The following is a 16,795-nucleotide window of genomic DNA, read 5'->3' on the forward strand; positions in this document are numbered from 1 at the left end:
GGGAAATATCGGACCGGATTTTTGGAAGGACTATTGAAGGATCAAAAGGTATTTATGGGAGAACGGTAAAAAAATCGCATTCTCTTATAGGGGTTATTACAGATTCCTGTGTCATACAATTGAATGTACCGGAAAAACATTCTGATATTTTACGGTACTTATAAACTTGAAATAATTATTTGCCGGGACCGGCCATTCCGGCAATAAATAAAAGAAGATAACAGATTATAAATCTAATCAGCATGAAGTACAGAGAAATAGAAAAATCAATTAGTAAGTTGTGGCGACTTGCATTCTTTATTTTCATTTTATCATTTGGTGTTCATTCGCAGATTTATGCTGCCGAACAAGACGGAAAGATTACACTTTCGTTTTCGGATATTCCTCTTCGGGAAGCTCTTTCACGTATAGAAAAGGTAAGTGATTATACATTTTTTTATGATGAAAAGAATGTAAATGTAAATCAAAAGGTTAGTCTGGATGTAAAGGATGTAAATATGCAAAGTCTCATGACAGCCCTTTTGAAGGATACGAATCTGGATTTTGAAATATCGAATCGTCAGATAGTCCTTCTTTCTAAAAGAAGCTCAGGATCGAAGACGGCAAAACGTCATATATCCGGAGTCGTAAAGGATGAGAAAGGGGAAACTGTTATCGGTGCCAGCGTGGTAGTAGAAGGTACTACCACCGGTACTGCAACAGATATAGACGGAAAATATGCTTTAGACGTTCCTGTAGGTGCAAAACTGAAAATTACGTATGTGGGCTATCGTCCGTTTAGTGTTGAAATTAAAGATCAGACTACCGTCGATGTAACTTTAGAAGAAGATAATAAAGTCCTTTCAGAGGTTGTGGTAACGGCTCTGGGTATCAAAAGAGAGAAAAAGATGTTGGGTTATTCGGTACAGGACATCAAGGCCGATGAATTGAACACGACTGGAGATGCTTCTGTTACAAGTGCCTTGCAGGGAAAAGTTGCAGGATTGCAAATGAATACTTCAAGTACCGGTCTTGGCGGTTCTACAAAGATTACTATAAGAGGAAACTCTTCTTTGACAGATAATAACCAGCCTTTATGGATTGTCGATGGTGTTCCTTTTACTGATAACAATACTTCTGGTGCTTCTTTTTACGGGGGAATCGACCGAGGAGGAACATCTATCGATATTAATCCCGATGATATAGAGTCTATTTCGGTTTTGAAAGGACCGAATGCTGCGGCTCTTTATGGTTCTCGTGCCGGTAATGGGGTGATTCTCGTAACGACGAAAAAAGGAACAAAGAAAGATGGATTCGGAGTTAGCTATAATGGTACATTTACTTGGAGTGTAGTGGGCGAAACCCTCGATATGCAGGATAAGTACGGACAAGGAGAGGGCGGTGTATATAAAGACTCTCCATTTAGTTATGGTGCACCGTTGAACGGACAAATGGTGACGGCATGGAACGGTCAAGAGATGCCCTATACTCGTTACGGGAATCCTTTGAGAGATTATTTTAATACAGGTTTTGCTCAAAATCATAGTGTTTCGGTAGGGAATGTAACAGAAAAATCCAATTTTCGGGCTTCGTTCGGATATAATGGCAATGACGGATTGTTTAAGGGTGAGACTTTGGATAAGATTACGGTGGATATGAAAGCCGGAACTGAATTGAACAAGTATCTTTCTATGGAAGGAAAAGTTTCGGTTTCCCGTACGAAAGCAGAAAACAGACCTTATTACGGTTTAGGTGGAGAAGTCGCTCAGTTGCTTTCTATCCCGAACAATATTCGTCTTTCTGATCTTCAGCAATATACGACAGCCGAGAAAATGCATGTAAATTGGTACGGACCTACACTCGAATACCTTAATCCGTATTATGTGCGTCATCAATTGCAAAATTCGGATGAACGTTGGCGTGCTTTCGGGTATTATAACGCCCGGATCAATTTTACGGATTGGTTGCATTTTTCGGCAAAATATGCTTTTGATTACTACCGTACCCGTTTATATGATTCTGATTTGGGGAATGGGGTAGGTATAACTTCTGTAACGCAACAGACGAATGACGGCATGTCACGAGGAGAGGAAAACTTCTTTGAACAGAATGCGGAATTTATGTTGAATGGAGATAACCGCATCGGATCGGATTTCAGAATCGGATATACGCTCGGTGCCAACTTCATGTACCAGAATTATGAGAGTCTTTCTGTCGGGGTACGTAATATGTTATCGAAAGATCAATGGATATTCAATACGGGAGCGTTATTGAATACGGCAGATAATAGCGGTTATGAAAGAGCTACCAATTCGGTATTCGGATCTTTGCAGTTGGCTTTTAGGGAGTATCTTTCGTTAGACTTGACAGCTCGTAACGACTGGTCTTCTACATTGCCGGTTCGTAATAACTCATTTTTTTATCCTTCTGCCAACTTAAGTTTTGTCGTTTCTGATTTTGTCAATTCATTGGATGGTCACCAAATGCCTGCATGGTTCAATTTTGCCAAGGTTCGTGTCTCTGCAGCACAAGTAGGAAAAGATACAGATCCTTATCAATTGGTGAATACGGTGAAATATAAATATGAGAACGGTGTTCGTGTACTCGATCAAAGCGGGGGAAAGATCAAGGCGAACGATAACTTGAAACCTGAGATATCTTCTTCTTATGAAGGCGGTTTAGAGATGAAATTCCTTCAGAACAGATTGGGATTTGATTTTACCTACTATTATAGCCGGACTAAAAACCAGATCATGAGTATTCCTGCAGCTTCTCCGTGGACGGCACAATGGATCAATGCCGGTTTGATTACGAATAAAGGATTCGAATTGATGGTTTATGCTACTCCTGTGCAGACAAAAGATTTTACGTTCGATATAAATGTAAACTTGTCGAAGAACTTATCTACGGTAGAAGAATTGTATGAGGGCAAAGATTATGTTTTCTTTGACGGAGACGATAATTTCCCTGTATGGGTTGGAGCAGTTGCCGGAGGCAAATTGGGAGATATATATGCCCGTCATCTTCTTAAAAGAAATGACAAAGGTGAATTGATATTGAAAGACGGCCTTCCTCAAGATAATAATGAAGCGGATTTAAATTATATTTTGTCTCATCCGATAGGAAATATACAACCGGATCTGTTGATGTCGGTAACTCCGACCTTTTCTTACAAAGGGTTTACGCTGTCAGCAATGTTCGATATGAAATTCGGAGGAGATATTGTCTCTATTTCTGAGGGTATGGCGACAAATGCCGGTACTGCAGAACGCACGGAAAACCGGGGATCGGAAGATAACGGCTGGAAAATTTTATTGCCCGGTGTAAAAGAAGACGGGACTCCTAACGACGTTTGGTGCAATGCTCAGTCTTACTATCAGAAAATCGGTCTTAATAAAACGAACGGAAATGCTGAAGAATTTGTATATGACGCTTCGTATATTAAACTTAAAGAACTTTCTCTCGGATATAATTTTTCGAGAAAACTGTTGAAGAAGACTCCCTTTACGTCATTACGTTTATCTTTTGTAGGTCGTAATCTCGGTTTTTTGATGAAACATGCTCCGGGAAATCCCGACGGGGGATATAATACCAGCATGTTTTCTCAAGCAATTGACTTTACGTCAGTACCTTATACTCGTACATTCGGATTTTCTGTCAATATCGGATTTTAATTTATAACAGCCAATATATCATGAAATATAAATCAGTTTTAACCAGAATAATGATTGCCCCTTTATTTTTGGGGTTGGTAACATCTTGTTATGATTTAGGAGAACTCAATGAAAATCCTTATGAGATTAAAGATGCTACCGTAGGAGGAAATGACACAGATACCGGTGATGACGGAACGAAGTATTCCGATATCAATATCGACTTTAAAGTGTCAAAAGAGGATTCGCTCGCATTACAGTCGGAATTGGCTTCTGCAGCTTCGACTTTCCGGAATTTCATTTACGAGGGATATTATAATGATTATCAGATTACGACCAATCTTAGTCATGATATTTATGCCGGTTATGTTGCTAATAACCAGAAAAATCATGCAGGAAATTCTCCTGACTATAATTATACTGACGGTTGGTCGGGTAAAAGATGGGAACATTTTTATAATGACCGTAGTAATGAGTATCGTCGTTTATTACGAGCTTTTAAGTTTAATGATGAGCCCGAAAGATACAAGAATGCGTTTTATATGACCCGTATCTATTATGCTTTTCTGGCATTGGCACAAACCGATACTTACGGAGATATGCCGTTTGACGTGTATGTGCGCGCCAGAGTTCCCGAAACCGATAATATTCCGTATAACACGCAAGAACAGGTTTATGATATGATGTTCCGTATGCTGGAGCAAGCTGTGGATAGTATAGATGTGAATGATGCGAATCAGTATTCTTTCGGGACAGAGGATATATGTTATTTCGGAGATGCGAAGAAATGGGTGAGATTTGCCAATACTCTCCGTTTGCGCATGGCGTTGCGTATCTCTAATGTCGATCCCGACCGGGCTCGGACCGAGGGCATGGCCGCATTGAATGCAGCGCAAAAAGCGGGGGATAGTGAGTTGGGACTTATGATGAGTAACGAGGATAATATGTGTACTGTTCCCAAGTTTGCACCGAAAGATATGGGTGGCATGGATGAAGGAGGAAGTGAGAATCCGTTGGCGATGTGCAGCGTAGCCTATAACGGAGAGAGTGTTCTTTCATGGGATTTAGAGCAGTTCTATAAAAATTTGAGTGTCGGTGGCGGTGAATATCAAATCCGTACCGGACGTAATAATTATATAACGAAGATTATAGATCCCCGCTGTTTAGTTTGTTGGTATCGTCCGAGTACTATGAATGCTTTGGAAAACGGAGTTGAAGATGATAAAAATGATTTTACCGGATGTAAACGAGGATATCAGGATGTAAACCAAGCTTCGGGAGATTATAGTTTGACTCGTACGAAGATGAATAGGCAGGAATCTAAAATCTTAGATCCTAAATATTGGTTCAATTATGCTCGCCCTACCGTGTGGTTGGGATATGCAGAATCTTTGTTCCTGAAAGCTGAGGCTGTGCTGAGAGGATGGACGGGAGCAGAAATTAATAATAGTGTCGAAGGTTATTTTAAAGCCGGAATACAGGCTTCTATGGATTATTACCAGATTTCACAAGCAGAGGCGACTTCTTATATAAACGGTTTGAAAATATATCAAGAGGGAGAGACAAATCCGTTTTCCGGATCAGATAAGGAAGCTATTCTTGAGCAGATTATTACACAGAAGTGGATGGCTGTTTTCCCGAATGGGAATGAAGGTTGGGCAGATTTCCGCCGTACGGATTATCCTCGTTTGGCAAATCAACTTACCAATAATTCGGGGGGAAGTGTTCCTAACGGGAAACATATCAAACGTCTTTTATATCCGTTAAGTGAAGTGAATAATAAGACGGAACAGAGACCTACTCAGATAGATACAGAAGGTTCACGCTTATGGTGGGATGTCGCCGATACGAATAATGATGCGGGAGAGCGCAACAAACCGAATAACTTTCGGTCGGCTACCTTATCGAAATTGAAATTCTGATATATCTTGTAATACAGGTGAAAACCATTATTTCTTGTAAAGAAATTTTTTAGATTGGCTTTTAGAAACGATGGTTTTTGCCTTTGAAAAAATATAATGGCAAAAAACGTAGGGTACGATAATTTTGTAGTGTCATATTAATAGAAGCGTATTTCTACATCTATAGATTTTAGAAAAACACAATAACCTTAATCTTGTAAAACAACTATAATTATGAATCTAAAACAATTACTTGTTTCCGCGACAATGCTTTCTGTGTTTTCGTGGTATTCTCAGGCCCAACAGCCTTATTCGGGATCTTGGCATCCGAAAGATATTAAGGAATGGAGTCCCGAAACCGATCAAGATGCGAAATTCAACCGAAGTACGGTTAAGTTGGCAGAACGTTTCAAAGAACCTTCTTTGATAAAAGCCAACCAGTATCAGTTCTATGAAGGGCAAATTTGCAATTCGACAATTTTGTTTAAGGATTGCGGTGCTTGTCCGTCTCAAGATGCTGAAAATTTTTATCTTTACAATCCTACTTATTGGCAGTATATGGATAAGGTCGTTTACTGGGCAGGATCGGCAGGAGAAGGGATTATATGTCCTCCTTCAGCTCCTATGATCGATATGGCTCACATGAACGGAGTTAAGATTCTCGGTCAAATATTTTTCCCTCCGAGTGCTTATGGCGGAAAATCGGAGTGGCCGCAGGAAATGCTGACATCTAGGGAAGGCGATGGTCGTTATGTATATGCAAGAAAATTGTATGAGATCGCCAAATATTGCGGTTTTGACGGCTGGTTTATCAATCAGGAAACTCCGGGAGGCGGGGGAACGAGTGATTGGGCTCCGTTTATAAAGGACTTTAATAAATATGCCGATGATGCCGGAGATACGCACATGGAGATACAGTGGTATAACGCTAGTACAAGTTATTCTTCCGAGATAATGAAAACGCATGTGAATACTTCCCAGTTCCTCGAATATGGAAGTGCTTCGAGCGGGAGATCTCAAGTGAATCGTCTTGTCGAAGAGGGTTTTACAAAAGAACAAGCGTTACAAAAACTGTATTGCGGAGTTCAATGTGTAAGTGGAGGATTGACCGGTACAGGGAGTCAATGGCGTTCTGTGTTCGGTGAAACTGATCACGGCGGATCGTTAGATTTATTCTGTCCGGAAGAACGTATTTGGAAAGATAATATTAAAGATCTTGTAGAGGGTCAACATATCACTACCGGTCCGCAAATGTATGAAGCTCAGAAAAAAACTTTCCGTAATGAAGATATTTTCTGGGTAAATAATGCAGGAGATCCGACGGATGTTTCCGGGCGTAATAGTTGGCCGGGAGCTTCAGGATGTATATTGGAACGGTCGGTGATACAATATAAGCCGTTTGTAACAGCTTTTTCTACAGGATTGGGAAAGCATCGTTTTGTGAATGGAGAGAATCGGGGAACTCAAGATTGGTCTCATCGCGGTATGCAAAATATTATGCCGACATGGCGTTGGTGGATTGAAAATAATGCTACGGACAATTTGAGTATCGATATCGATTGGGATAATGCTTATAATTTTGGTACCAGTTTAAAAGTTACCGGAAAGTTGAGTGCCAATACAGATCATCTTACCCGTCTTTATAAGACAATGATTTCTGTAGAGTCGGGAGATAAGTTCCAATTGGTATATCAAACCAATACGGAAAATTCTATCGAAGTGAAACTCGGAACAACCAGTGCCGTCGATAGCGAGTGGAATGTATTGTCGAATCCTTCGATTACGACTCAAAACGGTTGGACTGTTGCCGAGTATGACCTTTCTTCTTTAGCCGGTAAAACTGTATATATCATAGCTTTGAATTTTAAGTCGGCAACAGAGGTCGCTTCTTATACTGCATCGTTGGGTCAATTGGGAATTATTCCGGGAAATTATGCACCTGCGACACCGCAGATTACTAATGTAACTATGCAAAACAGCTTGGGTGAAACCGGCGGCGATTTCCGTATTGTATGGGATGTTGCAGAATCGGAATGGGAAAATCTCGATCATATCGACATTTATCTGCAAACTCCGAGCGAAAAGAAACTTGTAGGACAGACTCGTGGTGAAGGGTTCTATATCCCGAAAATTGAAAGAGAAGGAACTGAACGGTCGGTAAATATTATTCTGAAACCGATTACTAAAGATTTAAAAGAGGGGACAGAAGTCGTTTATGAAGCAAAATACCCGGAACCTACTCCTCCGGTCGTATATTATAAAGTAAGTAATAGTTATCCGTCGGTAAATGATGTCGTAACTATCGAGGCTGTCGCAACCGGAGCTCCTACTTCTTATTCATGGGATTTGCCGAAGGGATTGGAACAAACCTCTATTTCGGAAGATAATAAGACCATAACGGTAAAATGTTTGCAAGAGGGAGAGTTTGTCGTAACAGCTCATGTTACTAATGATATAGGAACTACCGATTATTCGGTTATAGCGTTGGAAGTGAATTCGGCAGAAACTTTGACAAATGTTGCTTTACATAAAACGATAGATAGTTATAGCGGATCGACAAATGAGACTGAATCTCCGAAAAATTTGATTGATGGAGATTTAAAACCTTGGAATACCAGTTCAAAATGGTGTAATATAGCAAATGAAAGTTGGGCGATTATAGATCTTGAAGGTGTATATAAAGTATATAAATTCAAAACTTATGACTGTTTGCATAACGAGAGCGGTTCTAATTTTAATAACTATCGGGTTTATGTAAGTACCGACAAAGTAAACTGGACATTGGTGCTGAATGAAACCGGAGTAGGTGGAGAGACGATAAAAGAAGATTACATCGCACCTACAAAAGCCCGTTATATAAAATTCAACCCGTATGATGATAATTCGATGACGATACGTATCTGGGAATTTGAAGTATATGGTAAAGAAGATAATAATTTGCAGATAGATGTTCCGGCTTCGGTCGAATTGGTGAGCGGAGAGAAAAAAACGATAGATGTAACATACGATCTGAACGGAGACGAACGGGCAAGTCAGTTTACTTGTAATGTCGTTTCAGCCAATGAATCTTATGTGAAGATTGGTGAGATCAAGGAAGATATCGATAATAGTAAATTTACAGTCGAACTTATCGGCGGAAATGCTATCGGTGCAACCGAATTGACCGTTACGGTAGATAATGGGGGTGCTTATAAAGAAAGAACGGTAGCGGCTACGGTCGATAATCTTGATGCTAAAAATATTTTGGCCGGACGTACCGCGGAATTGAGATTATACAAATCTGATTATAATGTAGATGCCGAATTCGATAAATTTGAAACCGGGAAATTGACCGATGGTGACAAGGAAACTGAAGGTGCTGATGTCATTGAAACCGAATCATCGTATAAGAATGACGCATGGGCTGTATTTAAAGCGGATGAGACATGGAATGTGGCTAAAGTGAAAGTTTATTTCCCGAATGATAATAAGAATGGCAGTACTCCGATTATAAAAAGCGTTACGATCAATGTCGGAACGAATGGAAAGAATTGGACTCCGGTTACTACGATCGAGAATCCTGGAGGTGAAGTCGAATATATATTCCCTGATTATAAAGAATGTTCTTATATCGGATTCGAGTTTGATGTGACTCCGTACCAATATGTTTCTATTGCTGAAATTGAAGCTTTTGAACAGATAAAAGAGGCAATTCCGGTATCAGGGCCGGTTGCTATCAAATCAGGATTTAATGCCGATGCTATTGCCGAAGCAAAACCGTCGAAAGATTATTCTACAATGGCTTTGGATGATCAAGGATGGGTGTTGTTCAGTGCTGCGGTTCAAGAAGAGGGTTCTATTCCTAATGACGGAGTTGTAATCTCTAATTCGGGCATGAAATACCAGTTCTCCGATTTTACGGCGAATAATGCTGCTATTATGAAAACAAACGGTGCGACTGCTACTCTTGAATTTGTATCTCCACAACTGGGTGTTGAGAAACTTTATTTGTTGACTATCAGTGCTAATGGCGCTTCTAAAATGGAAGTAAAAGCCAATTATTCAGATGGAACTTCATCTGAAGCACAAACATTTACTGTTGATGACTGGTTTAACACATCTTCAGGACTGGGAGAAGCGGTTTACGGATTGAGCCGTATTATACGTGAATCGAGCGGGTATGAGTTCAATGCTGATGATATAGATGAGCGTTTACAATTCCGTTTGTTCGAACGAGTGCTTCCGGTGGATGATACGAAAAGTGTAGTTTCCGTTACCGTAACGAGTAAAAAATCCGGTTCTTATCCGACAGTGTTTGCTGTGTCTAAGGAAGGCAAATATGTAGATACGGGATTAAAAGAACCAACTACAGGTAATGTAGAATTGAAAGTTTACCCGAATCCGGTAAATCCGAACGGTACTTTAACTGTCGAAACTGAGCCAAATGCAACTATTTCGTTAATTACTTTACAAGGAGCTTTAATTCGTCAGATAAAGGCCGAAGGAAATGTTTCCCAATTATCTGTAGATAATTTGTCTGCCGGTACTTATATTCTGCTTGTTAAAGGGGAAAATGGAGTGAAAGCGACTAAAGTTGTAGTTCGTTGATTGAAAATAGGTTTTGATTTTTAGGATAAGCGGGTATTTTGACCTCATGGGAGTTGAAATGCCCGCTTTTCTTTTACCTTAAAAAATAGAATCATGAAAAAATTATTTTTATTGTTATCTCTTTTCTCTTTATTTTCTGTTTCAGCCCAACAGTCGGATAATTATAAACCCGATAATGTCGATGTCCCTTTTACCGAGACGAATTTGCCGATTGTGTTCTTAAATGTCGGGGGACGTCAAATAGACCGGGAAGAGAGAATTACTGCTCGTATGAAGATTATTTATAATGGGGAGGGAAAACTGAATTATGCCGATACCCTCGCGCATCCCGACCAGAAAGTCGATTATGAAGGTTATATCGGTTTGAAATATCGGGGTAATTCCTCATTTACGAATTCAGATAAAAAGCCGTACGCCGTGCGTCCGTTAGACAAACCATTGGAAGAGGGGGGTAAAAAACAGAAAATCTCTATACTGGGGATGGGAAAGGATAATGATTGGGCTTTATTAGCTCCTTATTCGGACCGAAGTTTGATAAGAGATGTTTTTTCTTTTACTTTAGCTCGACCTTTTTTTGAATTCGTTCCTTCGGGGAAACATTGTGAACTTGTTTTGGACGGGACATATTACGGAGTATATATTTTTTCAGAAAGAGTCAGAAAAGGGAAGTACCGTCTGGATTTGCCTGACCCGGGAGATTTGGGGGATGAACTGACTGGAGGGTATCATCTTGAAGTGGATCGTGATGACGAAACGGTTTATACTTCAAAGCACATTCCTGTTTATTCTGACGGAACACCTATTTTTGGGAAAAAAATATCGTTCCAATATACCGCTCCGGAATATGAAGAGCTTACTGAGGCTCAGAAAAATTATATTCATAGTTATATCGATGCTTTTGAAAATTCTTTAGCTTCTGATGATTATACCGATCCGAAAACAGGTTACCGCAAATATATTGATGTGACGTCATTTATCGATTATATGCTTTCGACCGAATTTGCTCATAATGTAGATGGGTATAGACTAAGTACGAATTTGTATAAATACCGAGACAGTAAAGATCCTCGATTTAAAATGTCTCTTTGGGATATGAACTTGGGTTTTGGAAATGCAGATTATTATGACGGTTGGAGGTATGATACTTGGGCTTACGATTTTAATGACGCCGTAAAAGGAAACGACAATCAGCTCGTTCCTTTTTGGTGGTATCGTCTGTTGAGCGATCCGGTTTTTGTAGAAGAGATAAAAGCCCGCTGGAAAGAGTATCGGGAAACAGTTTATTCTGACGAGAATATTACTGCAACTCTTGATTCTCTTGTAAATCTGTTGAATGAAAACGGAGCACAACAGCGTAATTTTCAAGCATGGCCGCGTTGGGGAAAGTATGTCTGGCCAGTAAAATATATAGCTGAGTCTTATGAGGACGAGATTGCCTATTTGCGAGGGTGGATCAAAGATCGTTTGACTTTTATGGATAAGGAGCTGTTGGGTATAGAACCTCCTAAGCCTGAGGTTACGCCATTAAGTATCGTGTCGGGATTTAATGCAGATGTTATAGCGGAGAAGAAACCTGCTGTTAATCATTCTACAATGACTTTGGATGATCAAGGATGGGTATTATTCGGACCGGAGGTTCAGGAAAACGGTTCTTTGCCGACTGACGGAGTTATTATATCGAATTCGGGAATCGAATATCGATTATCGGCTTATGACGGGAAAAATGCTGCTGTTTTAAAGTCTCGTAATGCTTCTGCGACTCTTCAATTTTCTACACCTCAAAAAACTTCGAAATTGTATTTGTTGACGATTAGTGCAAATGGGGAGTCTTCTATGTCTGTGACGGTCAATTATACAGACGGAACTTCTGTCTCGAAGAGCGTTTCGATCGAAGATTGGTTTAGTGCATCTTCAGGACAAGGAGAGGCTGTTTATGGATTAGGCCGTATTATATGTGAAGATAACGGCTCGCAGTTTAAAGCGGATGATATAGATGAGCGTTTACAATTCCGTTTGTTCGAGAATGAAATAGAAACAGACGATAACAAATTGATATCATCGGTAACGGTTTTGAATAATCTGTCTAGTAAATATCCGACTGTACTTGCTGTTACGAAAGATGGGCATGATGTGCCGGAAGGGGGACTTGATCCTGTTTTCGGAAATATAGCAGTCCGTGTTTATCCTAATCCGATAAAAGACCAAAGAATTTTGAATATCGATGGTGCCGGTAATGCTTGTGTTGAATTAATTAATATGCAAGGTCTGGTCGTTCGTAAGATATTTGTAAATTCCGAAAGTGAGAAAATTGCTTTGAATGATCTGGCTACGGGGATGTATTTACTGACTATAAGTAATCATACAGACCGGATTACTTACAAAATATGTATTGAATAAGGTTAATGGATAAGAATAGGGGAATGTTGTTTTATAAAACCCTTTCTCCTATTTTTGTTCTAAAAATATCTGTTTTTTATGTAGGTGGAAATCTTAGAATATACGTTTATTTAATAAGGATAAATACCAAGAAAAATGAGAAAGAAGTTATGTTGTTGTACTGTCGCGATTCTGTTTTTATTAGCAGGTTGTCGGAGTTCGCTGCAAGAGCGGGTCTTGTCTCCTGACGGGCGTATTGAGGTCGTTTTGAATAATCCGGACGGTGGAAATCTTAGTTACTCGGTGAATGTAGAAGGAGAGAGTTTTATAAGGGATTCCCGTTTGGGCTTTGTTTTTAAAGATTCCCTTATATCAGGGCCGTTTAGAATAAGTAAGACCGAATTTTCTTCGAAAGATGAAGTTTGGACTCAACCGTGGGGGGAAAATAAAAAGAACAGAAATCATTATAACGAGATGTCTGTTTGTCTGGAGAACGAAGAAGATGTGTCTTTGGTGATTCGTTTCAGGGTCTTTGATGACGGTATCGGATTCAGATATGAGTATGAGCATCCTGACAAGGATTCTTTAGTCGTTATGGATGAACTGACCGAATTCGATTTTGCACAGGATGGCCGGTCTTGGTCGATTCCTGCAAATTTCGAGACTTACGAATTGTTATATATTCCACAAAAAATCAGTGAAGTGGAGACCGCTAATACTCCGATTACTTTTAGGACGGATAACGGTATCTATGCAAGCATTCATGAGGCTGCGTTATATGATTTCCCGGAGATGACATTAAAAAAATGCGGAGAGCGGAAATTCAAATCCGAGTTAGCTCCTTTGCCCGATGGCACGAAAGCTCATGTCCCGGGTGCATTTAAAACGGCATGGCGCACGATTCAGATCGCTCCTAAGGCTGTAGGTTTGATAAACTCATCTCTTATTTTGAATTTAAACGATCCTTGTGTCCTTGATTCTACAGATTGGATAAAACCGATGAAGTATGTTGGTGTTTGGTGGGGGATGCATCTTGGTGTCGAGTCTTGGGTTATTAATGACCGTCATGGTGCGACAACGGAGAATGCTAAACGCTATATAGATTTTGCGGCAGCCCATAATATCGAAGGTGTTTTATTTGAAGGTTGGAATGAGGGCTGGGAAAGTTGGGGCGGCCGTCAGAATTTCGACTATACGAAGCCTTATGCCGATTTCGATATGGATGAAATTGCTGCTTATGCACAGGAAAAAGGAGTTCGTATTATCGGACATCATGAAACCGGAGGAAATGTCCCGAATTATGAAAGGCAGTTGGATAAGGCGTTGCGTTGGTATGTCGATTATGGAGTACACGATCTGAAAACCGGTTATGCCGGAGCTATGCCCGGAGGGTATTGGCATCACAGTCAATATGGTGTTCGGCATTACCAGAAGGTAGTGGAAACTGCGGCAAAATATAGAATAACCGTAAATGCACATGAACCGATAAAGGATACCGGTATTCGTCGGACATGGCCGAATATGATGTCTCGAGAAGGAGCTCGAGGTATGGAATGGAATGCATGGAGTGAAGGAAATCCGCCGTCTCATCATGAAATATTGCCTTTTACTCGTTTGTTGGGTGGCCCTATGGATTATACTCCGGGAACATTCGATATCTTATTCAAGAAAACCCGCAACTCTCCGTTACGTAAAAAATGGAACGACTTGGATAAAGGGAATAGTCGAGTAAACACGACTCTTGCCAAACAAATTGCGAATTGGGTAATTTTGTACAGTCCGTTGCAGATGGCTTCGGATATGATCGAGAATTATGAAAATCATCCGGCATTTCAGTTCTTTATTGATTTTGATGCCGATTGCGACCGTTCTGAAGCCTTAGTCGGTGAACCGGGAGAGTATATCGCGGTTGTGCGTCAAGCCGGTGATCGGTTTTACCTTGGAGCGACTACGAATGAAAACGGACGTACGATAAACATTCCTCTTGACTTTTTAAGCCCCGACATAAAATATCACGCGGATATTTATGCTGACGGGGATAATGCACATTGGAAAGATAATCCTACGGATTATAAGATAGAACATAGGATTGTGACTTCTGCCGATACGTTACATATGAAATTGGCAGACGGAGGAGGGCAGGCTGTTTATTTCCGTCCGGAATGATGAACATAAAAAATGCGGGATATCCCGCATTTTTTGTATGTCAATCGATGCCGTACATATCGTTTTTGCACCTAATACCTTTGACCGGTATCTCTATGATTTTTTTTCGTATTCGGTCAAATCTCCAAGCTTGTTTTACCGTATCGAATATTTCGGTATCGATCCAATCTATATCATCCGGCAGAAGAACGATGAGTTCATTGTCTATTCGACCGTTCAGCATTACGTTTCCTGTCCATCCGATATTCAGTTCTGTTCCTTGCAACTGAAGTGTGTCGAGAAGTTTCCACAGAGGCATACCGCTGTTGTTTCTTGCAGAGAGTTCGTCAAATAGCAGATAGGTAATTCTTTTTTTGTCGTTTTGCAGTACATGCACACCGTAATCGTCCGAAATTAATGCTCCTCCGAAATCGGTACAATCTTGAAATTCGGGAAGATCTAAAGCGTTGCTGTACATATCCGAAGGTTTGACTGTATCCGTTTCTTGCTTTGTTTCGATGATAACAGCGGGTAGGATTTCATTTTCTTGACGAGCCTCTTCATTTGAGTTTTTAGGAGAATTGCATCCTAAGAGAAGAAAAATTACTACAAAAGAAAAAAGATGCTTTTTCATAATTCGTAATGAATCATTTTATTTAATTAAAAGCTTGTTTAAATTTCCCGATCAAGAAGTTGTCGATCAAGTCGATCCATTATCTTCCTTTTGTAAAATACATAATAGTATCTTCAAGAAAATCGTTCAAAATAAACTCTCCAAAATTTAGACAGGCTCTAAAGCTCTTTAACTAAAATCCTGAAGTTGTCACCATCGCTTCAAGATCGATTTCGGGCTACAAAAGTAGTAAAAAGCTTTATTGTATGTATCTGTCGGAGAGATATTTTTTTTGTTAAATATCGTGGGGAAATTATCTTTTAGTTTTTGATTTGTTATTTCAAAAGTTTGTTTAATTTCTCTAATAAAAAATATTTTCCGGTTGTTTTTTACCTTTTTTCCCGGTCTATAACGATGTTGACGGTATCGGTATGGTTTTGCTATTGAGAGAGAAACCGCCTGTTCATGTGGATTTTTCTTAAACTTTGTCCGAGTAAATTTTAGATAGGCTCTAAAAAGCTTCATTATTTTTTGTATGTTTGTTACATGGAATTTAGAACGATCGTACCTTGTGAAAAATTGCAACATCAGATCTCTCATCGGGATAAGATTTTGTTGTTGGGTTCTTGTTTTGCCGAGAATATAGGGCATTTATTGGTTGCTCATAAATTTAATGTAAAAATTAATCCTACGGGTATTTTGTATAATCCGGTTTCCATTGCAGACGCTTTGCAAATGATGTCGGACCGTTATCAATATACAGTAAATGATATTTTTCGGGATGGTAATCTTTGGCACAGTTTTCGGCATCATTCCCGTTTTTCACATACAGATCCGGAACTGTGTATCAACGGAATTAATCGGGAGTTGAATGCTGGAGCGGAACAACTGCACCGGGTGTCTTGGTTGTTGGTGACTTTCGGTACGGCATATGTGTATTCTTTACGGGAGACCGGAAAGGTGGTTGCTAATTGTCATAAATTGCCGGCTTCGTTGTTCGATCGTCGTCGTGTCGGAGTAGATGAGATGCTTCGGGGATGGATACCTTTGATAGAACGTTTGTCAGATTCGAACCCCGAATTAAGAATTATGTTTACGGTCAGTCCGATTCGTCATTTAAGAGACGGTGCGCATGAAAACCAACTTAGTAAGTCTGTCTTGCTTTTATTCGTGGACGAGTTATGTCGGATGTATCCTGATAGGTGCATCTATTTTCCTTCTTATGAGATCGTTATGGACGAGTTGAGGGATTACCGTTTTTATGATGCCGGAATGACACATCCGAATGAGCAGGCGATAAGATATATTTGGGAGCGTTTTTCCGAGGCGTGTTTCTCTGAAGAGACCCGGACCTTGAACCGGGAGTGGGAACGTCTTGAAAAAGCGTTGAATCATCGCCCTCTTACTCCGGATAAGGACACATTCAGGGATTTTACTGTGCAAAATTTGTTTAAACTGAAAAAAATCCGGGAAAAATATTCTTACTTTGATCTTTCGAAAGAGATAGATTCTCTGGAGTTGTTTTTAAAAACATTATAACC

7 protein-coding genes are annotated in these 16,795 nt (G+C 40.0%); 6 read left to right on the forward strand and 1 reads right to left on the reverse strand.

What is annotated here, in order from left to right:
- Positions 1 to 242 precede the first annotated feature (242 nt).
- The 5 genes from QUE35_RS10310 to QUE35_RS10330 all read left to right on the forward strand — a co-directional run bounded on the left by QUE35_RS10310 (position 243) and on the right by QUE35_RS10330 (position 14,662).
- A complete protein-coding gene (locus tag QUE35_RS10310) occupies positions 243 to 3,653 on the forward strand; it encodes a SusC/RagA family TonB-linked outer membrane protein (protein ID WP_022600290.1) in 3,411 nt (1,136 codons plus the stop codon).
- Positions 3,654 to 3,673: 20 nt separating this feature from the next.
- Positions 3,674 to 5,554, forward strand: a complete 1,881-nt coding sequence (locus QUE35_RS10315) for a SusD/RagB family nutrient-binding outer membrane lipoprotein (RefSeq protein WP_022389613.1) — start codon at positions 3,674 to 3,676, stop codon at positions 5,552 to 5,554.
- A gap of 213 nt (positions 5,555 to 5,767) precedes the next feature.
- On the forward strand, positions 5,768 to 10,120 hold the full coding sequence (locus QUE35_RS10320; protein ID WP_022600292.1) for an endo-beta-N-acetylglucosaminidase: 4,353 nt from the start codon (positions 5,768 to 5,770) through the stop codon (positions 10,118 to 10,120).
- Positions 10,121 to 10,213: 93 nt separating this feature from the next.
- Positions 10,214 to 12,517 carry a CotH family protein gene (locus QUE35_RS10325; protein ID WP_122329744.1) on the forward strand — a complete coding sequence of 768 codons (2,304 nt, stop codon included), beginning with the start codon at positions 10,214 to 10,216 and terminating at the stop codon, positions 12,515 to 12,517.
- Between the two features lie 135 nt (positions 12,518 to 12,652).
- Positions 12,653 to 14,662 (forward strand): glycoside hydrolase family 97 protein, encoded by a 2,010-nt coding sequence (locus QUE35_RS10330; protein ID WP_022600654.1) that lies wholly within the window; start codon positions 12,653 to 12,655, stop codon positions 14,660 to 14,662.
- Between the two features lie 40 nt (positions 14,663 to 14,702).
- On the opposite strand, the gene QUE35_RS10335 is transcribed toward QUE35_RS10330, so the two are convergent.
- A complete protein-coding gene (locus tag QUE35_RS10335; protein ID WP_009319185.1) occupies positions 14,703 to 15,275 on the reverse strand; it encodes a hypothetical protein in 573 nt (190 codons plus the stop codon).
- A gap of 525 nt (positions 15,276 to 15,800) precedes the next feature.
- On the opposite strand from QUE35_RS10335, the gene QUE35_RS10340 reads away from it, so the two are divergent.
- On the forward strand, positions 15,801 to 16,793 hold the full coding sequence (locus tag QUE35_RS10340; RefSeq protein ID WP_022600656.1) for a GSCFA domain-containing protein: 993 nt from the start codon (positions 15,801 to 15,803) through the stop codon (positions 16,791 to 16,793).
- The last annotated feature ends 2 nt before the right edge of the window (positions 16,794 to 16,795 follow it).

Source organism: Coprobacter fastidiosus (genome assembly GCF_030296935.1).
Classification (GTDB): domain Bacteria; phylum Bacteroidota; class Bacteroidia; order Bacteroidales; family Coprobacteraceae; genus Coprobacter; species Coprobacter fastidiosus.